This is a genomic window from Nocardiopsis trehalosi NBRC 14201 (genome assembly GCF_001552555.1).
Classification (GTDB): domain Bacteria; phylum Actinomycetota; class Actinomycetes; order Streptosporangiales; family Streptosporangiaceae; genus Nocardiopsis_B; species Nocardiopsis_B trehalosi.
Map to the genome: position 1 here is coordinate 1 of NZ_BCRK01000076.1, position 26200 is coordinate 26200.

Consider the following 26200-nt stretch of genomic DNA (forward strand, 5'->3'; position numbering starts at 1 on the left):
GGCGGCGGCCGCCGAGCGCGACCGGCTGGCCGCCGACCTCGCCACGGCCGACGCCGACCGCGAGGCCCTCACCCACCGCGCCGCCGAGGCCGAGGCGGAACGCGACCGGGCGGCCGAACGGGCCGACCGCGCGGAGGCCGACCTGGGCCGGACCCGGATCGAGTACGACCGGGCGGCGGACGCCCTCGCCGCGGCGACGGCCGAAGCCGAGCGCGCCGCGGGCGAACTCGCGTCCGCCCGCGCCGAGGCCGAGGGCGCGCGCGCCGACCTCGCGGCGGCCGCCGCCGAGCGGGACCGCCTCGCCGCGGACCTGTCCCGGACCACCGCCGACCGCGACCGGGCGCTGGCCGAACTGGAGCGGGCTCGGCGCACCGCCGAGGAGGACCGCGAGCGCGCCCGCGCCGACCTGGAGCGCCACCGCGCCGAGGCGGAGCGGGCCCTGGCCGACGCCAAGGAGGCGGCGGCGCAGCGCCTGGCCGCCGTGGACGACGCCCGCTCCCAGGCCGTCCACCGCGCCGAACGCGCAGAGGCCCAACTGGACGACGCCCTGGCCGACCTCCGCCGCCTCCGCTGACCGCCCCCGCCTCCGACGGCGGACGACGACCGCCGCGCGGCGGAGGCGACGGGCCGCCGGGGAGCGGGAGGAGACGCAGCGGGGCGAGGCGCTCCCGTGGGATCGCGGACGCGGCCAGCGACCGGCGAGCGCGAGATCGGCCCACGATCCGGGAAAGTACGACCTAGTCGGCGTCCACGGCGTCGCAGCTCTCCCCGATGGAGGCGGAGGCCCGCGCGCCGACCGGGCAGAGCGGGGCAGGGAGCACCCCGCCCGAACGGGCACTGTGGGGGATCTCAAACCGGTCGTTCGGGACAACAGGTGGGTGGTGGGGTCTCGGGGTGACGAATCCTCCTACCATTGGGGGTGTGCGAGACCAGGGGGCGGCGACGGGCAGCGGGGCGAACGACGATCCGCATCCGAGTGAACCCGTCTGGAACCCGCCGGCCCGCATCCGGCCCAAGGTGGCCGACCGGCCCCGGCAGCGCGTCGACCTGAAGGCGGTCTTCGGGTTGGCCTCCGGCGGCTGGCAGTGGACCACCGCCGTGAAGGCCGCGACCGCCATGGCCACCTCGTTCACCGTGGCCGCCGCCCTGTTCGGCCCCCAGGTGGGCTCGCTGGCGGCGCTCGGGTCGATGACCGTCCTCTACGAGAAGAACACGCCCTACGCCTACCGCGCCGTTGCGCTGGCGATGGTCGGTCTGGGCTTCGTGGCCAGCGTCGCCGTCGGCTCCCTGGCGTCGATGAACCCGTGGACCGCCGCGTTCGCCATCGGCGCCGTCGCCGGGATCACGACGTGGATCTGCCAGGCGCTCCGCGTCGACAAGCCCGGCCCGCTGTTCTTCGTGCTGGTCTGCTCGATCTCCACCATCGTCCCCGGCGGCCTGGCCGACGTGCCCGCGCACGCCGGGGTGGCGGCCATCGGGGCGGCCGTCGGCTGGTGCGTGTCGATGGCGGGCGCCCCGGTGCGCAGCCGCCACCCCGAGAACCGGGCGGTCGCCGAGGCGTTCCGCCAGCTCGCCGAGCTGCTGCGCGCCATCGGCACCCCCCGGCTGGACCACGTGCAGCACGACGCCTCGCTGGCGGTCGCCGCCGCGTGGCGCATCGTGCTGCTGGCGCAGACCCGCGGCTACCGCGAGACCCCGGCCGCCGCGCGGCTGCGCGCCATGCTGCGGTGGGTGTCCGACATCCACCTGGCGGCCACGGACGTGTCGCTGGCCCGCACCGAGCCGCTGCCCGCCGAGGCGGCGGACTTCGCCGACCGGCTGGCCGACGCCGTCGGCCGCCCCTTCCTCTGCCCCTCCCCCGACGACCTCGACGAGCTGCGGCGCGGCCTGCGCCCCCGGTCGCTGGAGTCGCGCCTGTACAGCCGGCTGGCGCGCGCCGCCCAGGCCGCGCGCCGCTCCGGGCCCGGCGACGACGACCGGGGGCTGCAACTGCACGACACCCGCCACCCGTCGATCCTCGCGTCACTGCGCTCCAGCCTGGGCCGCGAGTCGCTGATCCTGCCGACGGCGCTGCGCATGGGCATCACCGTGGCCCTGGCGGGGGCGGCGGGCATCGCCCTGGGGTTCGACCGGTTCTACTGGATCTCCATCACGGCCACCTCGGTGCTCCAGGGCGGCAACGTGGTGCTGACCGTGAACCGGTCCGCGCAGCGCGCCCTGGGCACCCTGGTGGGCGTGGTCATCGGCGCGGGCCTGCTGATGCTGCACCTGCCGCTGGCGGCGACCATCGGGCTGGCCGCCGCGTTCCAGGGGCTCACCCAGCTCGTGGTGCAGCGGAACTTCTTCTACGCGAGCATCCTGATGACGCCGATGGCGCTGCTGCTGGCGCACACCGCCGCGCCCTACCCCGTCGGCGCGCTGGCCGAGTCGCGGATGGTCGACACCGTCGTGGGTTCGGTGGCCGGCATGCTCGGGGCGCTGCTGCTGTGGCGGCGCGCGTCGGCGGCCCGCCTGCCGCAGACCATCGTGGACGTGCTCGACGCGACGCGCACGGCCGTGCTCGCCGTGCTCGACCCGGACGTGCGCATCGACCCCGCCCGCCGGTACCGGCTCCGGCGCGACCTGCGCTCGGCGCTGCTGAGCCTGCGCGGCGTCTACGACAGCGCCGTGGGCGACGTGCCGCGCGCCGAGACCACCCAGCCCCTGTGGCCCGTGGTGGTGGCCGCCCAGCGCACCGGGTACCTGGCGCTGGCGGCGCTCGCGCTGGAGAAGCCGCCGCCGGCGTCCCAGATCACGCTGCAGCGGCTCGACCTGGCGTTCCGGGAGCTGATGGCGGCGATGCGGGAGCGCCGCACCCCCAGGCTGGGGGCGCTGCCGCGCCTGGTCGACTATCCGCGCATCAACATGGAGCTGCGGGCGCTGTCGTCGTCCATGCGCACGGCGGTGGCCGAGGACGCCCGGTCGGCGGCGCACGAGCAGGAGCGGCGCGAGCAGCGGGAGCACCGGCGCGCCCGCGAGGAGGTCGACGCCGACCTGTGACGCGCCGCGCGCCCCGCCGCCGGGCGGGGCGCGCGGGCGGCCGGGGGTCAGTCGTCGACGACGGCGAACGCGCGCACGGGGAAGGTGGCCAGGCCGCGGATCTTCACCGGCACCGCGAAGAAGGTGAACCCGGTGGCGGGCAGCCGGTCGAGCAGGCACAGGTGCTCGACCACGGGGATGCCGTCGGCCAGCAGCGAGGAGTGGGCCGGGCGGGCGCCGCCGCTCTCGGGCGAGGTGTCGTCGATGTTCACGGCGTCGATGCCGACGAGCGCGGCCCCGGCGGCGGCGAGCGCCTTGGCGCCCTCGCCGGTGAGGTGGGGGTGGTCGGGGGCACCGTAGTGCTCGGTGCGCCAGTGGCGGTCCCACCCGGTGCGCAGCAGGACGGCCCGTCCGGCGACGTCGACGCCGGCGAACGCGTCGGGGCCGACGGCGCGGCCGGGGGCGTCGATGACGACGCCGGGCAGCCCGGCGACCTTCTCCAGTTCGAGGTCGGCGAGGTCGGCGCCGTCGCGGTAGCGGTGCGCGGGGGTGTCGAGGTAGGTGCCGGTGTTGGCGACCATGGAGATGCGGCCGATCGAGAACTCGGTACCGGCGGCGTAGGCGTCCCGGGAGGCGTCGAAGGACATGTGGTCCTCGATGACGGGCCCCGGGAGGCCGGGGTAGGTCGTCATCCCGGCAGTGATCTGGTGGCTGACGTCGATCATCCGCGTCATGGGTCGGCCCCTCTTCTCTGCGCGTGCTGCCCGTGCGTGGCGAAAGGTCTAGACCGCACTGTAGCGTGCGGGCCCGCCGGCCGCCCGTGTCCCCGGGCCGCGCCGCCGGCCTCTCCCGCGTGCGGCGATACAGTCGTCTGCGGCGCCGCGCCCGCGGCCCCGCTCCCCCTCCGCCCGACGAAAGAGGTGTCCGCCGTGTCGATATACGGGGCCGCAAAGACGGTCATCGCCCCCGTGACGCGCGGCCTGTGGCCGGTGCACGTGGAAGGGCTGCGGAACCTGCCCGCGCACGGGCCGGTGATCCTCGCCGCCAACCACCTGTCGGTCATCGACCCGCTGTTCATGGGGGTGGCCCTGCCGCGTCCCATCATCTTCATCGCCAAGCAGGAGCTGTTCGCGGAGGGCAACACGGCGCAGCGGCTGTTCACGCGGGCGCTGCGGGCGATCGGGCAGCTGCCGGTCGACCGGCGGCCGGGGCAGAGCGCCCAGGACGCGATGGAGGAGAGCCTGCGGGTGCTGGCCGAGGGCAACGTCTACGGCATCTTCCCCGAGGGGACGCGCTCGCCCGACGGGCGCCTGTACCGGGGGCAGACCGGTCTCGCCTGGCTGGCGCTGACCTCCAAGGCGCCGGTGGTGCCCGTGGCGCTGTCGGGCACCGACCGCATCCGGCCGAAGGGTGTCCGGGTGCCGCGGCTGCGCCACATCGGGGTGCGGGTGGGCCCGCCGGTCGACCTGTCGGCCTGGGACGGCGAGGCCGACCGGGCGCGGTCGCGACGCGCGGCGACCGACGCGATCATGGCGGCGATCGCCCGGCTGTCCGGCCAGGAGCAGGTGCCGCGCTTCGCGTCCTCGGTCAAGGCCGAGCTGCGGCGCGGCGGCGGCTGACCCCGCCCCCCGGGCCGCCGCGCTCCCTCCCGGTCGGCCCGCCCCGTCTCCGCGCCCTCCCGGGCCGACCGGGGCCGCCCCGGTCCCCGCCCGCCCTTTTCCGCCGATCGGCGGACACGGGGTGTCGGCGCGGGTTACAGTCGGTGGCCAGACCGGTCCCCTCACCTCTGCCGGTCCTCCCTGGCGGTACCGCCGTGTGCGGTCGGGTCGGACGTGGACGTGTGCGAGTGGAGGTGCGGGATCGGTGGCACGCCTCACCAGGCTGCTGTTTCCGGTGTTCCCCGGGGGCGGTTCGTTCCGGGTGCAGGGTCCGGGCGCGCGCGCCAACGGCGCCCCGCCGCCGTCGGGCGGCCTCCTGCTCACCTGCGGCGGCGAGCACCTCGAACTCGGCACGCTGCAGGGCCGGGTGGACGTCACGGTCGCGCTGGAGGAGTGGGACTCCGCGCCGCCCGAAGGCGAGGCCGACCGCTGGGAGGAGGCCGCGTCCGCGCGGGTGTTCCTGCGCGGGTACGTGGCGGTCAGCGGCGGCACCCCCGGTGCGGCCCGGCACGTGCGGTTGGCGTGCGGGTCCGGGGCCTACCTCGTGCGCGTCTACGCCCGGCGCCGCCGGGCGGTCGCGGAGCGCTATGATCAACTCCTCCGCCGCTACCGCGACGCGCGGTCGGCGGAGTTCCGCGTGGCCGAGCAGCGCCTGTGCGGTCAGGAGGAGTTCCTCATCCGCCTCTGGCCGGCCGCCGCGCGGCAGCAGCGGACGCCGGGCCGCGACTCCGTGAGGTACCCCACAGCGGTTTCGGGCTAAGGACCGCTCCGGAGCCGCGTTGTCGCCTATGGAGGGGCCTCCGGCGGCGGCGTGCGCGGACCCCGGGGGTGCGCACGGGACCCGCCCCGCTCACACGGGGACGGAAGCGGTTGTCTATCTTGTAAGTCGGTTTAGTAGGAATAGCCCGCCCATTAAGTTTAGGTTAGGCTGTCCTTATCGGAAACCGCGCCCGATCGACCGCGTCCCGGGTGACGTGGATCGCGGCACGCACGGTCCCCCCAGTGCCGCCCGGAGCCGACGCGACGAATGGAGATGCCAATGACGCGACCACTGCGCGTGGGAATCGTGGGGGCGGGCCCCGCGGGGATCTACGCCGCGGACCTGCTGACCAAGGACGACACCCTCGCCGCGAGCGGTACCGCGGTCAGCATCGACATCCTCGACAAGCTGCCCTCCCCCTACGGGCTCGTGCGCTACGGGGTCGCCCCCGACCACCCGCGCATCAAGCAGATCCAGGGCGCCCTGCACAAGATCCTCGACAAGCCCCAGGTCCGCTTCATCGGCAACGTCGAGTACGGCGTCGACCTGAAGCTGGAGGACCTGCGCCGGCACTACGACGCGGTGATCTTCGCCACGGGCTCCGACCGCGACCGCCCCCTGGACATCCCGGGCGCGGACCTCCCCGGCTGCCACGGCGCCGCCGACTTCGTCTTCTGGTACGACAGCCACCCCGACGTCTCCCCCGAGTGGGCGGTCGACGGCACGAGCGTCGCGGTGATCGGCGCGGGCAACGTCGCGGTCGACGTCGCCCGCATCCTGGCCAAGGACGCCGACGACCTCCTCTCGACCGACATCACCGACAACGTGCACCAGGGCCTGCGCGCCAAGGGCGTCACCGACGTGCACGTCTTCGCCCGGCGCGGCATCGCCCAGGGCAAGTTCACCCCCATGGAGCTGCGCGAACTCGACAAGCAGCCCGGGGTGGAGGTCATCGTCTACCCCGAGGAGTTCGACCTCTGCGAGGCCAGCCTCGCGGCGATCGAGGACTCCAACCAGATCAAGACCAACGTCAAGGTGCTGCAGAACTGGGCGATCCGCGACCCCCGCGGCGAGCCCCGCCGGCTGCACCTGCACTTCCTGCACCGCCCCGTCGAGATCCTCGGCGACGACCGGGTGACCGGCCTGCGCACCGAGCGCATGGAGCTGACCGGCGACGGCGGCGTGCGCGGCACCGGCGAGTTCGTCGACCACGACGTGCAGGCGGTGTACCGGGCGATCGGCTACCTGGGCTCGCCGGTGGCCGACCTCCCGTTCGACGAGGAGCGCGGGGTCATCCCCAACGACGGCGGCCGGGTCCTCGACCTGGACGAGCGCCACATCGGCGGCGTCTACGCCACGGGGTGGATCAAGCGCGGCCCCGTCGGGCTGATCGGCCACACCAAGGGCGACGCCCTGGAGACCGTCACCAACCTGGTGGCCGACCGCGCGGACCTCGCTCCCGCCGCCGAGCCCGACCCCGCCGCGTTCCTGCGCCTGCTGGACGAGCGGCGGGTCCCCTACACCACGTGGGAGGGCTGGCAGCGCCTGGAGGCCCACGAGGAGTCGCTGGGCGCGCCGCACGGCCGCAAGCGCGTCAAGGTGCTGTCCCGCGCGGACATGACCCGCATCGCGCGCGGCGAGTCCGCCTGACCTCGGCCCGCTGCGCTCTGTGATCCGGATAACCGCCGCCTTCCGCGGCCGTTGCGGAACACAGCGGCGGCACGATGGGTTAGAGTCACTGGTGGTCGGTGTGGTAGCAAGTGTCCCCCGGGCCTCACCTATCGCCTTCGCGGAATACCGCGTGCGGCGCCCGCTCCGGCGGGTGACCGCACGGACCTACGGAGCCGCGTTGTGCCTCGCGCCGAGAGGCGACCGCCACACCGGCCACCCATGACGAACCCGCCCCGCGTCCCCGACAGGGACGCGGGGCGGTTCCGTCTCGGCCCGAGCGGAAGGACGACCAGGCGTGGACGAGAGGTGGAATGCGGAGCCGGGCGACGACCGTCCCGCTCCGCCGGGCCTCCCCCGGCCCTACGCCGCCGGAGGCGACTCCCCGGAGCGCCCGGACGACGTCGGGGCGCACGCCTCGTCGGCACCGGGCCCCGCCGACGACCCCGAGTGGCCGGCACCGTCCCGGCCCTCCCCCTACACCCTGCCCTCGACGCCGCGCAGGCCCGAGGGCGACCGCGGCGGGCCCGCCCCCTGGGCGGGCGAAGGCGCCGACAGCGGTCCGCAGAACGCCTACGGTCCCAGCGGACCGCAGGCCCCCTACAGCGGACCGGGCCCGGCCCACGGCGGGCCGAGCGGTCCCCAGGCGCCGTATGCGCCGAGCGGCCCGCAGTCGCCGTACGCGCCGAGCGGCCCCCCGCCGTCCTCCCACGCCGGTTCCGGACCGCACCCCACCTACGACGGCGCGTCCGGCCCGCAGACCCCGTACGGCGGCGACCCCTCCTCCACCGGCTCGTTCCCGGCCGGCCCCCCGTCGCCCGCCTACGGCGGCCCCTCCGGGCCCCAGACCCCCTACGGCGCCCCCTCCGGTCCGCAGCCGTCCTACGGCGCGTCCGGTCCGCAGGCCCCGTACGGCGGCGACCCCTCCTCCACCGGCTCCTTCCCCGCCGGACCCCCGTCGCCCGCCTACGGCGGCCCCTCCGGGCCCCAGACCCCCTACGGCGGCGACCCCGCGTCCACCGGCTCCTTCGCCTCCGGGCCGCAGACCGCGGCCTTCGGCTCCGGGCCGGTCGACGACCGGGTGCCCGTCGGCGCCCCCGGACACGCGGGCGCGCCCAGCGGCCCGCACGCGTCCTTCGCCGGGCCGGCCGGCCCGGCCGGCTCCCCCGGGGCGTTCCCGGCCGAGCACCCCAGCGGGCCCCACGCCGCGTACGCGGGCGGTGACGACGGCGCGGACGGCGGCGACGACGCCGGCCCCGGCCGCCGCGGCCGGCGGAAGTCGCGCAAGGGCCTGTGGATCGGCGTGCTGTCCGCCGTCGTGGTGCTGGCCCTGGTGGGCGGCGCCGCGTCGTGGTACGTGCTGACCCTGCCCCGCCCCGCCGACACCGCCGTGGCGTTCGCCGCCGCGTGGGCCGAGCAGGACTACGACGCCATGGCCGAGGTCGCCACCGGTGACGGCGTGGCCGAGGACTACGCGGCCGTGGCCGAGAACCTCGGCGTCGAGGCCGCCGACATCACCTTGGGCGACACCGTGGGCGAGGGCGACACCGCCACCGCCCCGTTCACGGCGGTGCTGTCGCTGAGCAACGCCGGCGACTGGACCTACGAGGGCGAACTCCCGCTGCGGCGCGACGGCGGCGAGTGGCGGGTCGCCTACACGCCCTCCGTGCTCCACCCCGACCTGGGCGAGGGCCAGACCCTGGTGCGCGCCAACGAGTGGGGCGAGCGCGGCCACATCCTGGCCGGCGACGGCTCCCGCCTGGACACCGAGGACGCCTCCGGGTCGATCCGGATGCTCACCGGCGAGGTCGGCACCGCGACGGCGGAGGACCTGGAACGGCTCGGCCCGGCCTACAAGGAGGGCGACCCCACGGGTGTGGGCGGCCTCCAGGCGGCCTACGAGGAGCGGTTGGCGGGCACCGCCACCACCTCCATCCGGTTGGCCGAGACCGGCGAGGAGGACGCGGCGATCGAGGCCGCCGCCGACGACGCCGAGGTGGTCGGGTCGATCGAGGGCTCCCCCGGCGAGGACATCACCACCGGGATCGACCCGGCCGTGCAGGACGCCGCCGCGCAGGCCATCATCGGCGAGGACCGGCCCACCTCCATGGTGGCGATCCGGCCCTCCACCGGTGAGGTGCTGGCCGCGGCGAACGTGCCCGGCGGGTTCAACCGGGCGACCGAGGGCCAGTACCCGGCCGGATCGACGTTCAAGATCGTGTCCTACGACGCCCTGCTCGACAGCGGCATGCCGATGGAGGAGCAGATGGCCTGCCCCGAGACCGTCGACGTGGGCGGCCGGCCGTTCAAGAACGCGGGCGACGCCGCCTACGGCGCCCAGGCGGTCACCGAGGCGTTCGCGACGTCGTGCAACACGGCGCTGGTGCAGAAGGTGGCCGAGCACCTGGACGCCGCCGCGCTGGTGTCGACGGCCGAGAAGTACGGGTTCAACAGCGAGCTGACCACGGGCCTGCCCGCGACGTTCGCGCCGTCCTTCCCCGCACCCGACAGCACGTCCATGCTGGCGGCGGCGAGCATCGGCCAGGGGCAGATGCTCACCTCCCCGCTGCACATGGCCACGGTCCCGGCGGCGGTCGCCGACGGCTCGTGGCGGATGCCGGTGTTCGTGACCGACCCGGCGGTGCCCGACCTGCCCGAGCCCACGCCCATCGCCAACGCCGAGAGCCTGCGGACGATGATGCGGGCGGTGGTGACCGACGGCACCGCGAAGGACGTCGGGTTCACCGGCGAGGTGTTCGGCAAGAGCGGGACCGCCGAGTACGGGACCGCCGAGGAGGGCGAGGAGCTGCCCGCGCACGGCTGGTTCGTCGGATTCGAGGGCGACGTGGCGTTCGCCGTCGTGGTCGAGGACGGCGAGAGCGGGTCGAAGGCGGCCGCGCCGCTGGCCCGCGCGTTCCTCGACGCCCTGTAGTCCGGTCCGCACGCCCCACCGCGGCGCCCCCCGTTCGGGGGGGCGCCGCGCTCGTGTGCGGGGGTCAGGCGGCGCCGGCGGGCGCCGTGGGCGCGTCGGCGGGCGCGGAGCCGACCGGGGCGTCGGGGGCGCTGAGGAAGAGGGCGGTGAGCAGGCCGACCACGGCGACGGCGACCGCCGCGCACACCGCCCACGGCCGCCAGCCGCCCGCGCCGTCGCGGGCGAACGCGGGGTCGTCGGCGCCGAACGCCGCGAGGGTGCCCGCGAGGCGGGGGTCGTCCTCGGTGAGGCGCTGCTCGATCTCGGTGAGGATGCGCTGTTCGTACTCTCGCAGGGCCATCGCAGTCTCCTGTGCCGCCGGGGTCGCCGCGGGCGCGTGCGCGCCTGCCACGAGTGTCCCCCGTCCGCGCCGGGTTCTACCCGCGGGGTCGGCGCGGCCGCGTCCGGGGTGGTCGGGGCGCCCCGCTCGGGGAGGGGCCGGGCGCACTCACCAGCCGGGGCCGACCCCTGCGGGCGGCAGGTCGCCCCGGGCGATCTCGAAGGCGCGGCGCTCGGTCACCAGGGCGGTGACCAGCCGCGCGGGGGTGACGTCGAAGGCGGGGTTGTGTCCTCGGGTGCCGGCGGGGGCGGTGCGCCGGCCCTGCCATTCCAGGACCTCCTCCTCCGGCCGGAGTTCGATCGGGATGTCGGCTCCGGTGGGGGTGGTGGGGTCCACGGTGCTGGAGGGGGCGGCGACCAGGAACGGGACTCCGGCGTCGGCGCAGGCCAGGGCGACGGCGAGGGTGCCGATCTTGTTGGCGGTGTCGCCGTTGGCGGCGACGCGGTCGGCGCCGACGACGGCGGCGTCGACGTGGCCGCCGAGGATGGTGGCCGCTGCGGCGCCGTCGGCCTGGACGGCGTGCGGGATGCCGAGGCGGGCGAGCTCCCAGGCGGTGAGGCGGGCGCCTTGGAGCAGGGGGCGGGTCTCGTCGGCGTAGACGAGGGCGAGGGTGCCGCGGTCGTGGAGTTCGGCGGCGACGCCGAGGGCGGTCCCGCGGCCGGGGGCCGCGAGGGGGCCGGTGTTGCAGTGGGTGAGCAGGCGCAGCGGCCGCCGGGGGCAGCGGTCGAGGAGGTAGTCGGCGCCGTTGGCGGCGATGCGGTCGTTGGCGGCGGTCTCGGCGGCCACGAGGGCGTCGGCGGCGCGGATGACGGCGTCCGCGCCCTGGGCGAGGAGCGGGCGGACGCGGTCGACGGCGCGGGCGAGGTTGACGGCGGTGGGGCGGGCGTCGCGGACGCGGTCGACGGCGGCGTCGAGGGCGGCGCCGGTCCAGCCTTCGCGTTCGGCCTGGCGCAGGGCGATGGCGACCCCGTAGGCGCCGGCGGCGCCGAGGGCGGGGGCGCCGCGGACGGCGAGGCGGGTGATGGCGTCGACGAGGTCGTCGACGGTGGTGACGTGCAGGTGGACCTCGTCGGCGGGGAGCCGGGTCTGGTCGAGGAGGCGCAGGGCGGTGCCGGTCCAGGCGAGGGGGGCGGTGGCGTCGGGCATGCGCCCACGGTAGACGGGGGGTGGCGCGGCGGCCACCGCCCGCGGTCGGGAGCTGGGGCCTCTACCTAATTTCCTACTTTATCGGTATGTTTAGCTGGTTTAGTGATCTATCGGAGGTGGAGATGGCGGACACGGCGGAGGCGTCGGCGGCGGCACCCGGGACGGGGCCGCCGCTGCTGGAGGTGGCGGGGGTGGCCGTCGGCTACAACGGGCCGGACGGGTACACGGCCGCGGTCGCGGACGCGTCCTTCACGGTGCGCGCGGGCGAGACGGTGATGCTCATCGGCCCGTCGGGCTGCGGCAAGTCGACCCTGCTGCGGGTGGTGGCCGGGTTCCTGCGGCCGGCGGCGGGCCGGGTGGTGTTCGACGGGCGCACCGGCCTGGCCCCCGGCCCCGACCGCGCCGTGGTGTTCCAGGAGTCCGACCAGCTCCTGCCGTGGCGGACCGCGCTGGGCAACGTCGCCTACGCGCTGCGCGCCACGGGCACCCCCCGGGCGCGGGCCCGCGCCCTGGCCCGCGACCACCTGGTGGGCGTCGGCCTGGCGCACGCGCTGGACCGCCACCCGCACCAGCTGTCCGGCGGGATGAAGCAGCGGGTGGCCATCGCGCGGGCGCTCGCGCTGGCCCCGCGCATGCTGCTCATGGACGAGCCGTTCGGCGCCCTGGACGCGCAGACGCGCGGCCGGCTCCAGCACGACCTGGCCGCCCTGGTGCGGCGCACCGGGACCACCGTCCTGTTCGTCACGCACAGCATCGACGAGGCCGTGCTGCTGGGCGACCGGGTGGTGGTCCTGGGCGACCGCCCCTCGCGGGTGCGCGAGGTGGTCGACGTCGCCGGGGTCGACCGGCCCGACGCACCGGAGTTCACCGCGGCGCGCCGACGGCTGCGCGCGCTGCTGGCCGAGGAGGAGGAGACCGCCCATGCCCCCGCCCACTGACGCCCCCGCCGGCCCGCCCGCCGCGCCGGCGCCCCCGGCCGGCCGCCGCCCGGCCCCGGCGCTCCCCCGCTCCGCCCGGCGCCGCGCCGGGTGGGGGCGGCTGCCGACCGCCGTCCGCCGCGGCGTACTGCTGGCGGCCCTGATCGCCGCCTGGCAGGGGTACGTGAGCGCCGCCGGGGTGAGCCCGCTGGTGTTCGCGGGGCCCGCCGACGTCGCCGCCGCGCTGGTGGCGGGGTGGGCCGGCGGCGACCTGGTGGCGCCCACGCTGACCACACTGCGCCTGCTGGGCCTGGGCATGCTCATCGGGTCGGTGCTCGCGCTGGCGCTGACGGCGCTGGCCGTCGGCACCCGGCTCGGCGACGACCTGCTCTCGCTGCTGACCGCCATGATCAACCCGCTGCCGTCGGTGGCGGTGCTGCCGCTGGCGATGCTCTGGTTCGGGCTGAACGAGACGGCCCTGGTGTTCGTCGTCGCCAACGCGGTGCTGTGGCCCATGGCGGTGAGCCTGGGGACCGGGTTCCGCACCGTGCCGGCGACGACGGTGGCGGTCGGCCGGAGCCTGGGGCTGCGCGGGTGGCGGCTGGTGCGCGACATCCGGCTGCCCGCCGCGCTGCCGCACACGATCGCCGGGGTGCGGACCGGCTGGGCGTTCGGCTGGCGCACGATCATCGCCGCCGAACTGGTCTTCGGGGTCGCCGGGGCGCGGGGCGGCCTCGGGTTCTACATCAACGACGCCCGCTACTACCTGGACATACCGAACGTCTTCGCGGGCCTGGTGACGATCGCGCTGATCGGCATCGCGCTGGACCTGCTGTTCACCGCGGTCGAACGGCGCACCGTCGTCCGCTGGGGCATGAGAGAGGGAGCCGCGACATGACCACGACAACGGGACCGCGCCGCCGGGACGTCCTGCGCGGCGGCCTGGGGCTGCTCACGGGGGCGGCGGTGGTCGGCCCGCTGGCGGCCTGCTCGGGGCCGCAGGAGGGCTCCGCCGCGTCGCGGGAGGTGGCGATCGCCACCGGCTACGGGATCAGCTTCGCGCCGCTGACCATCATCGAGGCGCGCGGCTGGCTGGAGGAGGCGCTGCCCGACCACACCGTCTCCTGGCAGGTCCTCAGCGGCGGCTCGGCCAGCCGCGACGGGCTGCTGGCCGGGAGCCTCCAGGCCGGCACGGGCGGGCTGGCGCCGTTCCTGCTCGGCGTCGACAGCGGGGTGCCGTGGCGCATCGTGTCGGGGCTGAACAACATGCCGCTGTGGATGGTGACGTTGGACGACCGCATCCGGTCGCTGGCCGACCTGACCGCCGACGACCGCGTCTCCTCCCCCCAGCCGGGGTCGATCCAGTCGATGGTGCTGGCGCGGGCGGCGCGGGAGGAGTTCGGCGATCCGGACCGGTTCACCGCCAACCTGGTGGCCATGCCGCACCCCGACGCGCTGCAGGCGCTGCTCAGCGGGCAGATCGCCGCGGCGGTCACCTCGCCGCCGTTCCAGTACCAGGCGGAGGAGGAGGGGGCCCGCGTGCTGCTGGACAGCTACGAGGTGTTCGGCGGGCCGCACGGGTTCAACGTGGTGACCGCGCTGGAGGAGTACGCCGAGGCCAACCCGGAGGTGCTGGAGGCGCTGCACGCGGCCATCGGGCGCGCCCGCGACCTCATCGCCGACGACCCCGCCGAGGCGGCGCGGGTGCTGTCGGAGGCGGAGGACGGCGCCATCATCCCCGAGCGCTACGAGGACTACCTCACGCGCGAGGGGATCGAGTTCACCACCACGCCGCAAGGGCTGGCCGACCTGGGGGCGTTCATGGCCGAGATCGGCGAGATCGACGCGGCCGCGGCGCCGGCGGACCTGGTGTTCCCCACGGTCGCGGGCGAGCCGGTGAGCTGAGCCGCGGGGCCGGTGCCGGACGGGGCGGGGGGTGCGCGGGCACCCCCCGTCCAAATACCTACTAAACAGGTAGACTTAATCGATTTTTGGGAGCATGATGGTGCCATGCCGACCGCTCACAGTGAACCGAAAGCACCGCGCCACCTGACCGTGCTGCCGCCGGCCGCCCCCGCAGCGGACGGTCCGGCCGCCTCCCCTCCCCCGCCGCACCCCCCGACCGCCCCGCCCGGCCCCGGCGACGGCCGGGAGACCCTGCTGGGGGTGGTGCCGCTCGGCGACGGCGGCCGCCTGATGGTGGTGGTCGGCCGGATCGTCGACGCCGACGGGCTCGACCCCGCCCCGCCCGTGGAGGCGCCGGGCCGGCCGGGCGAGGACCTGCTGATCGACCGGGCCACCTGGCGGGTGGTCGCCCGGGGCGCCCGCGTCGACCTCACCTTCCAGGAGTTCGCCCTGCTGGACCGGCTGGCGTCCGCCCCGGGGCGGGTGTTCACCCGGCCGGAGCTGCTGGAGCGCGTCTGGGGCTCGGCCGCCGGCCTGCAGACGCGGACGGTGGACGTGCACATCCACCGGCTGCGCCGCAAGCTCGGCCCGCTCGGCGAGCGCATCGCCACGGTGCGCCGCGTGGGCTACGTCTACCAGCGCGCGTGAACGGGCGCCGCCGGGGACCGCGGGTCGCGGTCCCCGGCGGCGCGGTGCGCGGGGGCACCGTGCGGAGGCGCGGTCAGCCGTCGCCGACCGGACCGGTCACCGCGTCCGCCGCGCCCACGCCGGGCACCACGGGCAGGCCGGCGGCCGCCCAGGCGCGGAACCCGCCGATCATGTCGGTGGCGCGGCGCAGCCCCAGGCCGCGCAGCTCGGCGGCGGCGAGGCTGGAGGCGTAGCCCTCGTTGCAGAACACGATGACGTGCCGGTCGGCGGAGTCGGCCTCGGGGATGCGGTCGGGGCTGGTGGGGTCGAGCCGCCACTCCAGCACGTTGCGCTCCAGGACCACCGCCCCGGGGACCGCGCCCTCGGCCGCGCGGTAGGCGGTCGGGCGGGTGTCGACCAGGAGCGCGCCCTCGGCCGCCGCCGCGTGCGCCTGGGCGGGCGTGACCCGGTCCAGGCCGGCCCGGCGGCGCTTCAGCAGCTCCTCGATCGCGCTCACGGGGCGTCCGCGCGGGTGGGGACGCCGTCGAGCACGACCGCGTCCGGTTCGGGCTCGTGGGTGAGGACGCTGTGCGTGCGGCGCAGCGCCCCGGTGCCGTCGACCCGGTAGTAGGACATGGCGGTGAGCGGCGGCGAGTAGGCGTGCACGCTCACGGCGGGGTCGGCCGCCAGGTTCACCACGTCGTGCACGTGGCCGAGCGGGAAGGCGGCGCCGCCGCCGCTCTCCAGCGCCCGCTCGCGCAGGCCGCCGGTCCAGTACCGCTCGGTCAGGGTGCCGCTGACGACGGTCAGGGCGCCGAGCGATCCGGCGTGGTCGTGCAGGGCGGTGGACTGGCTCGGGGTCCAGCTGATGAGCCAGACGTCGGCGTAGGCGTCGCCGTGCAGCCGGACCGACCAGCGGTTCTCCGCGTCGTAGTGGATGCGGTGCAGGCCGCGCCGGACGTCGCGGGCGGTTGCGGCGGTCAGCTCGACCAGGCGGTCGAGGCTCAGCGGGGTGGGCGCCGGCGCGGGCGCGGGGTGGACGTCGGTGGTCATGGTCGTCTTTCCGGGTCGTCGGGTCGCGGAACGGGATCGCGCCGGCGGCGACAGCCCGGCATGGCGTCGGGATCGGGGCGGCGGGGCGCACGCGCGGCGGCCGGTCGGGTCACTGCCATGATCGGAGTTAACCACATTCCCTACAGGTTTAGTCGAGTGACGCCGTCGGCGCGCCTCGAACGGTGGCACTCGACCACCACCACCTGCGCGAACCCGGATTCCCTACTATTACGGTTGACAAAGTCGACTTGCGGAGGAAGGCTGTCTCCCGTGACCTCCGGACGCGCGGAGCCGGAGGTCGACCGGAAGCGGTGGCCGCCTTGCGGGAGGCGCCCGCGGCCGGGGGCGGCGACCTCACCCCCGGACCGCCGCCACCGGCCGGAACGACCGCTCCGGGGCGGCGGTGCGCGTACCGCTCGCCCCGGAGCGGGCCCCGCCGCGCCACGCCGAACGGCCCCGCCTCCCCTGGCCGGAACCGACCCCGTGCTTTATTCCAGGTAATACGAGTAGGCAAAGCCGACTATCGGTCGGGAGCACGCCGCCGCGGCGGCGAGGAGGTCCGCCCATGTCCGAACCCACCACCGCCGTCCGCGCCCTCGACCCGGCCGGGGCCCTGGCCGCAGCGGCGGACCTCGCCCCGAGCCTCGCCGAGCGGGCCGGGGAGCGCGACGCCCGGCGCACCCCGCCCCGCGCCGAACTCGCCGCGATCGCCGCCACCGGGCTGCTCGGGATCGCGGTGCCGACCGAGGACGGCGGTGCGGGCGCCGGCGCCCGCACCGTGGCCGAGGTGCTGCGCCGCATCGGCGCCGCCGACCTCAGCATCGCCCAGGTCCTGCAGCCGCACTTCGCGTTCCTCAACGCCCTGCGGCTGCGCGGCGGGCCGGAGGTCCGCCGCCGCGTCCACGCCGACGTGCTCGCCGGCGCACTGGTGGCCAACGCCCAGGCGGAGCGGGGCGGCGCGCACTCCCACGACCGGCGCGCCCGGCTGGCCCCCGCGCCGTCCGGCGGCTGGGTGGTCACCGGGACGAAGTACTACGCCACGGGGTCGCTGTTCGCCGACTGGATCGCCGTCGCCGCCGACGCCGAGGTGCCCGGCGAGGACGTCCCCCGCGCCCACCTCGCCTTCGTCCCGGCCGGGGCGCCGGGCCTGCGGGTCGTCGACGACTGGGCCGGCATGGGGCAGCGGACCACCGGCAGCGGCACGGTGCACCTCGACGCGGTCGAGGTGGCCGACGCCTTCGTCCTGCCGCAGTACCTGACCTTCCGCTCCCCCACCGTCTACGGCGCCTACGCCCAGCTGCTGCACGCCGCCATCGACGTGGGCCTGGCGCGCGGCGCCCTCGACGCGGCCGCCGCGTTCGTGCGCACCCGCAGCCGCCCGTGGTTCGAGAGCGGGTGCGCCCAGGCCGCCGACGACCCCCTGACCGTGCAGCGGTTCGGCGAGCTGGAGGTGGCGGTGCGCGGCGCCGAGGCGCTGCTGGCCGCAGGGGCGGGCCGGGTGGAGGACGCCGGCGACACCCCCGACGCCGACACCGCCGCCGAGGCGTCGATCGCCGTCGCCGCCGCCAAGGTCGCGGGCGGCGCGGCCGCCGTCGACACCGCGGGGGCGCTGTTCGAGGTGGCGGGCACCCGCGCCGCCGACGACGGCCTCAACCTGCACCGCTACTGGCGCGACGCCCGCACGCACACCCTGCACGACCCGGCCCGCTGGAAGGTCCAGCACCTGGGCCGCTACTCCCTCACCGGGCAGCACCCGCCGCGGCACGCCCAGATCTAGGCGCCCCGCGGCCGCCCGCAGCACCGCGAAGCTAAGGACTCCCATGACACTCACGTTCCACTGGTTCCTACCGACCCAGGGCGACGGCCGGGGCATCGTCGGCGGCGGCCACGGCGCCGAGGCCGGGTCGGCGGTCCGGTCGCGCGAGCCCTCGTTCGGCTACCTGGCGCAGATCGCGCGGGCGGCCGAGCAGCTGGGGTTCACCGGCGTGCTCACCCCCACCGGGGCGTGGTGCGAGGACGCCTGGCTGACCACCGCCATGCTGGCGTCGGCCACCGAGCGGCTGCGGTTCCTCGTCGCGTTCCGGCCCGGCCTGGTATCGCCCACCCTGGCGGCGCAGATGGCCGGCACGTTCCAGCGGCTCAGCGGCGGGCGCCTGCTGCTCAACGTGGTCACCGGCGGGGAGTCCCGCGAGCAGCGGGCGCACGGCGACTACCTGGACAAGGACGCCCGCTACGCCCGCACCGGCGAGTTCCTGGACATCGTGTCGCGGCTGTGGCGGGGGGAGACGGTCGACTTCGCCGGGGAGCACCTGTCGGTGGAGGGGGCGGCGCTGCACCGGGTGCCCGACCCGGTGCCGCCGCTGTACTTCGGCGGGTCCTCGCCCGCCGCGCTGGACGTGGCGGCCCGGCGCGTCGACACCTATCTGACGTGGGGCGAGCCGCCGGACGCGGTGGCCGGGAAGATCGCCGCCGTGCGGACGCGGGCCGCCGCGCACGGCCGGACCCTGGACTTCGGCATCCGGCTGCACGTGATCGCGCGCGACACCGCCGAGGAGGCGTGGGCGGTGGCCGACCGCCTGGTGGCGGGGCTGACCCCCGAGACCATCGCGCGGGCGCAGGCCGGGCTCGCGCGCAGCGAGTCCGAGGGCCAGCGGCGGATGAGCGCCCTGCACGGGGGGCGGGCCGACCGGCTGGAGGTCGCGCCCAACCTGTGGGTGGGGATCGGGCTGGTCCGCGGCGGCGCCGGAACCGCCCTGGTGGGCTCCCACAGCGAGGTGGCCGACCGCATCGAGGAGTACGCCCGCCTGGGGCTGGGCGAGTTCGTCCTGTCGGGGTACCCGCACCTGGAGGAGGCGTACCACTTCGGCGAGGGCGTGCTGCCGCTGCTGCGCGAGCGCGGGCTGTGGCGGCACCCGGCGGGCGCCGCCGATCCCGCGCCGCCGGGGGTGCCGTTCACCGGTCCCGTCCCCCAGGCAGCGAGCTGACGAGCAGAGGAGGCGCCATGCGCACGACCGTCCTGGTGGGCAACCCGCGCCCGGGGTCGCGCACGGCCGCCGCGGCGCTCGCCGCGGCCCGGCGGGTCGGGGCGGCCGCGGGCCGGCCCGGCACGCCGGAGGCCGTCGACCTGGCGGAACTTGCCCCCGTCCTGCTGGCCCGGCCCCGGCCGCCCGCGGTCGACGCCGCGCTCGCCCGGGTGGCGGGCTCGGAGCTGCTGGTCGTGGCCTCCCCCACCTACAAGGCCACCTACACCGGGCTGCTCAAGGTGTTCTTCGACCTGCTCCCGGCCGACGCGCTGCGCGGCGTGGTCGCGGTTCCGCTGCTGGTCATGGGGTCGCCGGCGCACACGCTCGCCGTCGAGGTGCACCTGCGGCCGGTGCTGGTGGAGCTCGGCGCGACGGTGCCCGCGCCGGGGCTGGCGCTGGTCGAGGCCGACCTCGGCCGGCTCGACGCGGTCCTCGGTCCGTGGGCCGCGCACGTCGGCCCGCGGGTCCGGGCCGCGCTGCCCGCGCGGGCGGACGCGTGACGCCGCCCCGGGCGCCCGCCCCGCGCACCCGGCCCCGCCTCCACGCCCCCGACCGGAGGGAGACCCCCGTGCGGGCCACCGACACCACCCCGACGCCGCCCGATCAGCGCCCCACCACCACCCCGGACACGCGGCCCACCACCGACCCCGGCCCGACACCCGCCACCGATTTCGGTCCGTCCTCCTCCGCCGCCGCCAGCCCACGGCCCACCACCGATCCCGACCCGGCACCCGCCCTGCGGCCCGTCCGCGACCCCGGCCTCCGGCCCACCGCCGACCGGGTTCCGGACGAAAGGAGGGCCACCGTCGACCCGGACCGGTTCCGGCGAGCACTGGGGCGCCACCCGGCGGGGGTGGTCGTCATCACCGCCGACCCGGGGGACGGCCCGGTCGGGCTGACCGCGACCTCGTTCACCAGCGTGAGCCTGGCCCCGCCGCTGGTGGCGTTCTACGTGGCCGACACCTCGGCCACGTGGCCGCGCCTGCGCCGCGCGGACCGGTTCGCGGTGCACCTGCTGGCCGCCGACCAGGCGGGGCTGGCCGCCCGGTTCGCCACCACGGGGGTCGACCGGTTCGCGCCGCCCACCGCGTGGCGGCGGGGCGCCGACGGGGTGCCGCTGCTCGACGGCGCCGCCGCCCGGCTCGTCTGCCGCCCGCACGACGTGCGGCGGCTGGGCGACCATTGGGCTGTGGCGGGCGAGGTGGTCGCCACCGAGACCGGCAGCCCCCGCCCGCCGCTGCTCTACCACCAGGGCGCCTTCGGCGGGTTCACCCCCCTCGCCTGAGACGGCGTACATCGGTCGGGCGGCGCGGCGGTCGCACCGGTGCCTCCGCCGAGCCGGGGCGGCGAGCGGCCCGCCCCAGGCGGCACACCACCGACGCGCCCCACGCCGACGCACGACCCCCTGCGCCCGCCCACTCTGAGCGGCGGACCGGGCGACACCCCTCCCGCCCTCCCACAGCACAGCGGGCGAACGCGCCACCCGGGAAACGGCGCGACGCGGGCGGACACCACCGACCGGTCGCGTCGGCTCGTGCCCACGTGGCCGGCCCCGGAGGTGTTCCGTCCGCCGCGCGGGCGTGCCGCTGTCCGCCGGTGGCCGCACCGCGTGGCGCCGGCCGGGGCCGGCCGGGGCCGGTCGGGGTGGGTCAGGGCCGGTCGGGGCGGCCGGCCAGGGCGGCCGTTCGGCCGTAGTCGCCGACCGCTGCGCGTCCGAGCCGGGGCGCTCGGACTCCTTCATGGCGCGAGGGGCGCCACTCGGTTCGGGCGATCACCGAGCGTATGGGGGTAAACGCACGAAGAGATGGGAATTTCCTACTTGGCGGGGGGAGAACCGATCGCGTACAATCCCCACTAATCAGGTAGAAAAAGAGATCAAGCAGAGCGGAAGGCCCCCATGCAGACCATCGTGCTCCTCGGTCTCGTCGGTTTGCTCGCGCAACTCGTCGACGGCAGCCTCGGCATGGCCTACGGCGTCACGTCGACCACCCTGCTGCTGGTCGTCGGCACCAACCCGGCGGCCGCGTCGGCGACCGTCCACCTGGCCGAGATCGGCACGACCCTCGCTTCGGGCGTCGCCCACTGGCGGCTCGGCAACGTCGACTGGAAGGTGGTCCGGCGCATCGCGCTGCCGGGCGCCATCGGGGCGTTCGCGGGCGCCACCTTCCTGTCCAGTCTCTCCACCGAGACCGCGGCGCCCATCATGTCGGGCATCCTGCTGGCGCTGGGCCTCTACATCCTCGTCCGGTTCACCGCCTGGGGCACCCCGCGCGGCAACCTCGGCAAGCCGCTGCGCCGCCGCTTCCTCGCCCCGCTGGGCCTGGTCGGCGGTTTCGTGGACGCCACCGGCGGCGGCGGGTGGGGCCCCGTGGGCACCCCCGCGCTGCTCGCCAGCGGCCGGATCGAGCCGCGCAAGGTCATCGGCTCGATCGACACCAGCGAGTTCATCGTCGCCCTCGCCGCCAGCCTCGGGTTCCTCGTCGGCCTGGCCGGCGCCGGGGTGAACCTGCTGTGGGCGGCCGCGCTGCTCATCGGCGGGGTGATCGCGGCGCCGATCGCCGCGTGGATCGTCCGGCACTTCCCGCCGCGCGTCCTGGGCTCGGCGGTCGGCGGCGTCATCGTGCTGACCAACGCCCGCACCATCCTGCGCAGCGACGCGGTGGCCGCCTCCCCCGGCGTCACCACCGCCGTCTACATCGCCATCGTGCTCGTGTGGGCCGCCGCCGTCGCGTGGTCGGTCCGCGCCCACCTGGCCGACCGCGCCGCGCATCCGCTCCCGGCCGACGGCGCCCCCGCCGGCACGGTGCCGGCCGCGGCCACCGCCGACCCCGCCCCCGCGGCGGAGACCCGCGACTGACCCGACCCGCGGGGCTGCCCGGAGGCGCGCCCCGCACCGAGCGCCGGACCGCTCCGGCCCGCGGGAGGCGACCATCCCGGCCTCCCGCGCCCCTCCGGAGCGGTCCGGTTCCGTGTCCGCCGGCGCGTCCCGCGCCGGCGGACACCCCTCACCCCTCGACCCGGGCGGCCGGGCTGGGGGCGCTCTCGGTCCGGTAGGCGTCGAGCACGGTCACGTGGTAGCGCACGGGCCCGTCGACGGGCGCGGCGTCGGTGTAGCCCGCCGCGCCGCCGTCCGCGCCGACCACGGCCAGCAGGTGCTCGCCGTCGGCGAGGTCGCACAGGTCGCCGCCCTCGCCCGGCACCCGGTAGACGGCGTAGGAGCGGGCGCCTTCGACCGCGCCCCACTCCAACCGGACGCCGTCGCCGCCCGCCTCGACCGCCAGGTCGCGCACCGGCGCCGGGGCGGCCTCGCCGCCGTCCGCGCGCGGCGGCAGCGCGGGCGAGCGGTAGTGGTCCTCGGCGACGCGGTCCATCGCCTCGGCGGCCCGGCCGGTGAGGTCGCTCATGGAGAAGTAGACGTCACCGGTGACCTCCGGGTACTCCGCGTTGAGGTCGAGCTGGCGGGAGAGCGCGTCGGCGCCGCCGAAGTCGGACTCGCCCACCCGGTAGGCGGCCTGGCCGACGTAGAGGTCGACACCGGTGCCGGCGACCTGCTCGGACCACCACGGGACCAGCTCGTCGTAGTCGGCCGTGGCGAACCCCCGGTGCCAGTACAGCTGCGGGACGACGTAGTCGACCGTGCCGTCGCGGATCCACGCCCGGGTGTCGGCGTACTGGGCGTCGTAGGACTCCAGGCCCCCGGTGTCGGACCCCTCGGGGTCGGAGTCGGCATTGCGCCAGATGCCGAACGGGGACACCCCGAACCGCACCCACGGCTTGGTGTCCTGGATGCGGCCGTGGATGTCGGCGATGAGCCGGTTCACGTTGTCGCGCCGCCAGTCGCCCCGGTCGGTGAAGTCGCCGCCGTGCGCCTCCCAGCTCGCGTCGTCGTCGAACTCCTCGCCGTCGGCCGGGTAGGGGTAGAAGTAGTCGTCGAAGTGGACCCCGTCGACGTCGTAGCGCTCGACCACGTCGAGCACGACGTCGCCCACCCAGGCGCGGACGTCGGGGTTGCCCGGGTCGAGGTAGCCCTCCTCGCCGTACTCCACCAGCCAGTCGGGGTTGCGCCGGGCCGGGTGGTCGTCGGTGAGGTTCTCCAGGTCGGGGTCGCGCCAGCCGACCCGGTAGGGGTTGAACCAGGCGTGCAGCTCCAGGCCGCGGGCGTGCGCCTCGGCGACGGCGAACTCCAGCGGGTCGTAGCCGGGATCGCCGCCCTGCTCGCCGGTGAGGTAGCGGGCCCACGGCTCGTACTCGGAGGCGTAGAGGGCGTCGGCGGTCGGGCGCACGTGCAGGAACACGGCGTTGAGGCCGAGGTCGACGGCGCTGTCGAGGCGGTCGCGCAGCTCGGCCTGCTGCTCCTCGGCGGACAGCCCGGCCTCGGAGGGCCAGTCGATGTTGCGGACGGTGGTGAGCCAGGCGGCGCGGAGCTGCCGCTTGGGGTGGCCGGGGTCGGTGGCGCAGTCGTCGGGTACGGCCGGAAGGGCCGCTTCGGGCGACTCCTCGGCGCCGCCGGCGAAGGGGGAGTCCCCCCAGGGGAGATCGCCGGTGCAGCCGGCCAGCAGCGGGAGCAGCGCGGTCGCGACCGCTCCCCGTTGCAGCCATCCCATGTCGTGGGTACCTCGTCCTTTCCGTGCGGGGGCATATCCGCGGCACAGCCTACGGGCGCGGCGGACCGCGTCGGTCCGGTGCGCGGCGGCCCGGCCGGGGGCGGGTCCGGGATGCGCGGCTCCTAGACTGGACTGCCGTGACCACCGACCCCACCGCTCCCCCGACCCGGATCGTCCGCACCGTCCCCCTGCGGGCGGGCGGCGCGCTGCTGCGCCACCTGCCGGCCGAGACCCCCATGGCGTGGGTGCGCCGGGGCGAGGGCCTGGTCGCCTGGGGCGAGGCCGCGCGCATCACGCTGCCCGCCGAGGACACCGCCGGGGGGACCGCCCGGTTCACCGAGGCCGCGCGGCTGCTGGCCGAGCTGTGGTCGAGTGTCGAGGTGGACGACGCGGTGCGGCTGCCGGGGACGGGGCCGGTGGCGTTCGGCACGTTCACCTTCGACGCCCGTTCGGCGGGGTCGGTGCTGGTGGTGCCCCGGGTGGTGGTGGGGTTCCGCGGCGGCCGGGCGTGGCTGACCACGGTCGCCGACCGGCCGATCGCCCACCCCGGGGAGCTGCTGGCCCGGGTGGCCCCGCTGCGCCCGGTCGGCCCGCTGACGTGGGGGCCGGGCGCGCTCTCCCCCGAGGCGTGGGCGGAGGCGGTGGCGGCCGCCGTCGGGCGGATCGCCGAGGGGGGCCTGGGCAAGGCGGTGCTGGCGCGCGACGAGTGGGCCGACGCCGAGCGGGGCATCGACGTGCGGACCCTGCTCACCCGGCTCGCCGCCGCCTACCCCGACTGCCACGCGTTCTCCGTCGACGGCATGGTGGGGGCCACCCCGGAGCTGCTGGTGCGCCGCACGGGCGGGGAGGTCGCGTCGCTGGTGCTGGCCGGGACCCGGCCGCGCGGCGCCGACACCGACGAGGACGACGTGCTCGCCGCGGAGCTGCTGGCCTCGGTCAAGGACGCCGAGGAGCACCGCTATGCGATCGACTCGCTGCGGGCGGCCCTGGAGCCGCTGGCGGCGTCGGTGGAGGTGCCGGACCGGCCCCGGCTGCTCCGGCTCGCCAACGTGCAGCACCTGGCGTCGCCCGTGCGGGCGGAGCTGCTGGAGGGGGTGGGCTGCCTGGACGCGGTCGCCGCGCTGCACCCGACCGCCGCGGTGGGCGGCACGCCGACGGCCGACGCCATGGAGCTGATCCGCGAGCTGGAGGGCATGGACCGCGGCCGCTACGCCGGCCCGGTGGGCTGGGTGGACGCCGCGGGCGACGGCGAGTGGGGCATCGCCCTGCGCTGCGCGCAGGTGGAGGGGTCGCGCGCCCGGCTGTTCGCCGGGTGCGGCGTGGTGGCGGGGTCCGACCCGGCCGAGGAGCTGGCGGAGTCGGAGTCCAAGCTCGCCGCCATGCGCCACGCGCTGGCCGACTGAGTCGGCCGCCGGCGGCGGGGCGGGGCAGGACGCGCGGGCGGCGCGCCGCGCGCCGGCCGTCCGTGTCACGCGGTCGTGGCGGCCCGGCGATGGCCCGGACGTGAGTGCCGTCGCCCTCGACGGAGCGGTTGACGCGCACCTCATCCCCGGGGACGGTCGGACCCGGGTGCCGGGACGGCGGGTCAGGTCACCGGGGGTGCGGGGGTCGGCGCGGGGGCCGGGACGGGCCGGGGGACGGCGCCGAAACCCACCACGGGGCCGAGGTAGCTCAGCAGCATGCCCTTGAGTTCGGCGAGGACGCGGCCGCGCTGCTCGCCCTCCGCCGACATGACCAGCGGGAACACCCCGGTGGCCGTCGCGATGCTCACCTTCGCCAGCAGGTCCAGCCGCTCCTCGGGCAGGCCGGGCACCCGCCAGAGGAACACAGTGCGCAGCCGCGCGGCGACCCCGGCGTGCAGCTCCTCGCTGGCCCGCGCCAGCCGCGCGGAGGTGGGCGAGCCGTGGAACAGCACCCAGTAGGCGGGGCGCTCGTCCTTGAACACGGCCATGGCGTGCACGATGCGGTCGAGGAGTTCGTCCAGCGGCAGCAGGGCGGTGTCGGCGTCGAGCCGGGTGTGCCAGAAGTCGCGGGAGCGCTCGGTGAAGACCTGGACCAGCGCCTCCAGGATCTCGTCCTTGTTGCGGAAGAACTGGTAGAGCGATCCCGGGGAGACGCCGGCGCGCGCGGCGATCGCGTTGGTGGTGGCGTCCTCGTACCCGGTCTCGGCGATGACCGCCTCGGCCGCGTCGAGGATCTCCTGCATGCGGCGGCGGCCGCGCTCCTGCCGCCGTACCCCCGCCTCTCCGGGCCGCTTCGCCGCCATCGTTCCGCCTCTTCTCCACGCGCACTTGACGAACACGAACGATTGCTCGTACTTTGAGGCCGCCAGAACACGAGCATTCTATCGTTTTCCGGGGCGCCGACATGAGCACTGTACTGATCATCGGCCCGACGGCCGACATCGGTCGCGGCGCCGCCCGCCGGCGCCGCACCCACGGGGCCGGCGCCACCGCGCCGCCGAGCTGGCGGGCTCACCGCCGACGCGGCGGCCCGGCCCGCCACCAACA

22 protein-coding genes and 1 pseudogene are annotated in these 26200 nt (G+C 76.5%); 16 read left to right on the top strand and 7 right to left on the bottom strand.

The window, feature by feature from the left end; genetic code table 11:
• Both NT8_RS29920 and NT8_RS14970 read left to right on the top strand, forming a co-directional pair.
• Positions 1-574, top strand: a pseudogene (locus NT8_RS29920) (hypothetical protein); the annotation flags it as partial.
• A gap of 431 nt (positions 575-1005) precedes the next feature.
• Complete coding sequence (locus tag NT8_RS14970; protein ID WP_067969544.1) at positions 1006-3039, top strand: FUSC family protein; 2034 nt, start codon at positions 1006-1008, stop codon at positions 3037-3039.
• A 47-nt stretch (positions 3040-3086) separates the two neighbouring features.
• On the opposite strand, the gene NT8_RS14975 is transcribed toward NT8_RS14970, so the two are convergent.
• The gene (locus tag NT8_RS14975) at positions 3087-3752 is read right to left on the bottom strand and encodes a cyclase family protein (RefSeq protein ID WP_067969482.1); all 666 of its coding nucleotides are present in this window, start codon (positions 3750-3752) and stop codon (positions 3087-3089) included.
• A 195-nt stretch (positions 3753-3947) separates the two neighbouring features.
• On the opposite strand from NT8_RS14975, the gene NT8_RS14980 reads away from it, so the two are divergent.
• The 4 genes from NT8_RS14980 to NT8_RS30860 all read left to right on the top strand — a co-directional run bounded on the left by NT8_RS14980 (position 3948) and on the right by NT8_RS30860 (position 10036).
• The gene (locus tag NT8_RS14980; protein ID WP_067969547.1) at positions 3948-4637 is read left to right on the top strand and encodes a lysophospholipid acyltransferase family protein; all 690 of its coding nucleotides are present in this window, start codon (positions 3948-3950) and stop codon (positions 4635-4637) included.
• A gap of 244 nt (positions 4638-4881) precedes the next feature.
• Positions 4882-5436: a hypothetical protein gene (locus NT8_RS14985; RefSeq protein ID WP_067969496.1), complete on the top strand. Its 555-nt coding sequence runs from the start codon at positions 4882-4884 to the stop codon at positions 5434-5436.
• Between the two features lie 297 nt (positions 5437-5733).
• Complete coding sequence (locus NT8_RS14990) at positions 5734-7086, top strand: FAD-dependent oxidoreductase (RefSeq protein ID WP_067969499.1); 1353 nt, start codon at positions 5734-5736, stop codon at positions 7084-7086.
• A gap of 316 nt (positions 7087-7402) precedes the next feature.
• On the top strand, positions 7403-10036 hold the full coding sequence (locus tag NT8_RS30860) for a penicillin-binding transpeptidase domain-containing protein (protein WP_245646190.1): 2634 nt from the start codon (positions 7403-7405) through the stop codon (positions 10034-10036).
• 64 nt (positions 10037-10100) lie between these two features.
• On the opposite strand, the gene NT8_RS15000 is transcribed toward NT8_RS30860, so the two are convergent.
• The gene (locus NT8_RS15000; protein ID WP_067969502.1) at positions 10101-10376 is read right to left on the bottom strand and encodes a DUF3040 domain-containing protein; all 276 of its coding nucleotides are present in this window, start codon (positions 10374-10376) and stop codon (positions 10101-10103) included.
• A gap of 147 nt (positions 10377-10523) precedes the next feature.
• Entirely contained in the window at positions 10524-11561 is a 1038-nt protein-coding gene (gene mtnA, locus NT8_RS15005; protein WP_067969505.1) for an S-methyl-5-thioribose-1-phosphate isomerase, read from the bottom strand.
• 122 nt (positions 11562-11683) lie between these two features.
• Between mtnA and NT8_RS15010 the strand changes: the two genes are divergently transcribed.
• The 4 genes from NT8_RS15010 (at position 11684) to NT8_RS15025 (ending at position 15031) form a co-directional block, all read left to right on the top strand.
• A complete protein-coding gene (locus tag NT8_RS15010) occupies positions 11684-12499 on the top strand; it encodes an ABC transporter ATP-binding protein (RefSeq protein WP_067969507.1) in 816 nt (271 codons plus the stop codon).
• Complete coding sequence (locus NT8_RS15015) at positions 12483-13376, top strand: ABC transporter permease (protein WP_084468954.1); 894 nt, start codon at positions 12483-12485, stop codon at positions 13374-13376. Before NT8_RS15010 ends, NT8_RS15015 begins: the two co-directional genes overlap by 17 nt.
• Positions 13373-14383 (top strand): ABC transporter substrate-binding protein, encoded by a 1011-nt coding sequence (locus NT8_RS15020; protein ID WP_067969510.1) that lies wholly within the window; start codon positions 13373-13375, stop codon positions 14381-14383. Before NT8_RS15015 ends, NT8_RS15020 begins: the two co-directional genes overlap by 4 nt.
• A gap of 105 nt (positions 14384-14488) precedes the next feature.
• The gene (locus NT8_RS15025) at positions 14489-15031 is read left to right on the top strand and encodes a winged helix-turn-helix domain-containing protein (protein ID WP_067969518.1); all 543 of its coding nucleotides are present in this window, start codon (positions 14489-14491) and stop codon (positions 15029-15031) included.
• A gap of 73 nt (positions 15032-15104) precedes the next feature.
• Here NT8_RS15025 and NT8_RS15030 read toward each other — a convergent pair whose 3' ends face one another.
• On the bottom strand, positions 15105-15527 hold the full coding sequence (locus NT8_RS15030) for a rhodanese-like domain-containing protein (protein WP_067969521.1): 423 nt from the start codon (positions 15525-15527) through the stop codon (positions 15105-15107).
• Positions 15524-16063 (bottom strand): cysteine dioxygenase, encoded by a 540-nt coding sequence (locus NT8_RS15035; RefSeq protein ID WP_067969524.1) that lies wholly within the window; start codon positions 16061-16063, stop codon positions 15524-15526. The genes NT8_RS15030 and NT8_RS15035 overlap by 4 nt, the downstream gene beginning before the upstream one ends.
• Before the next feature lie 565 nt (positions 16064-16628).
• On the opposite strand from NT8_RS15035, the gene NT8_RS15040 reads away from it, so the two are divergent.
• From NT8_RS15040 to NT8_RS15060, 5 genes are all read left to right on the top strand, one after another.
• Positions 16629-17840 (top strand): SfnB family sulfur acquisition oxidoreductase, encoded by a 1212-nt coding sequence (locus NT8_RS15040; RefSeq protein WP_067969527.1) that lies wholly within the window; start codon positions 16629-16631, stop codon positions 17838-17840.
• Between the two features lie 43 nt (positions 17841-17883).
• The gene (locus tag NT8_RS15045) at positions 17884-19047 is read left to right on the top strand and encodes an LLM class flavin-dependent oxidoreductase (RefSeq protein ID WP_067969530.1); all 1164 of its coding nucleotides are present in this window, start codon (positions 17884-17886) and stop codon (positions 19045-19047) included.
• A 17-nt stretch (positions 19048-19064) separates the two neighbouring features.
• On the top strand, positions 19065-19586 hold the full coding sequence (locus NT8_RS15050) for an NAD(P)H-dependent oxidoreductase (protein ID WP_067969534.1): 522 nt from the start codon (positions 19065-19067) through the stop codon (positions 19584-19586).
• A 332-nt stretch (positions 19587-19918) separates the two neighbouring features.
• On the top strand, positions 19919-20371 hold the full coding sequence (locus NT8_RS15055; RefSeq protein WP_245646191.1) for a flavin reductase family protein: 453 nt from the start codon (positions 19919-19921) through the stop codon (positions 20369-20371).
• A gap of 612 nt (positions 20372-20983) precedes the next feature.
• On the top strand, positions 20984-21943 hold the full coding sequence (locus NT8_RS15060; RefSeq protein ID WP_067969537.1) for a sulfite exporter TauE/SafE family protein: 960 nt from the start codon (positions 20984-20986) through the stop codon (positions 21941-21943).
• Between the two features lie 148 nt (positions 21944-22091).
• Here NT8_RS15060 and NT8_RS15065 read toward each other — a convergent pair whose 3' ends face one another.
• Positions 22092-23690 (bottom strand): glycoside hydrolase family 10 protein, encoded by a 1599-nt coding sequence (locus tag NT8_RS15065; protein ID WP_067969539.1) that lies wholly within the window; start codon positions 23688-23690, stop codon positions 22092-22094.
• A gap of 137 nt (positions 23691-23827) precedes the next feature.
• On the opposite strand from NT8_RS15065, the gene NT8_RS15070 reads away from it, so the two are divergent.
• The gene (locus NT8_RS15070) at positions 23828-25093 is read left to right on the top strand and encodes an isochorismate synthase (protein ID WP_067969540.1); all 1266 of its coding nucleotides are present in this window, start codon (positions 23828-23830) and stop codon (positions 25091-25093) included.
• Between the two features lie 182 nt (positions 25094-25275).
• On the opposite strand, the gene NT8_RS15075 is transcribed toward NT8_RS15070, so the two are convergent.
• Positions 25276-25956, bottom strand: a complete 681-nt coding sequence (locus NT8_RS15075) for a TetR/AcrR family transcriptional regulator (protein WP_067969541.1) — start codon at positions 25954-25956, stop codon at positions 25276-25278.
• Positions 25957-26200: the final 244 nt, after the last annotated feature.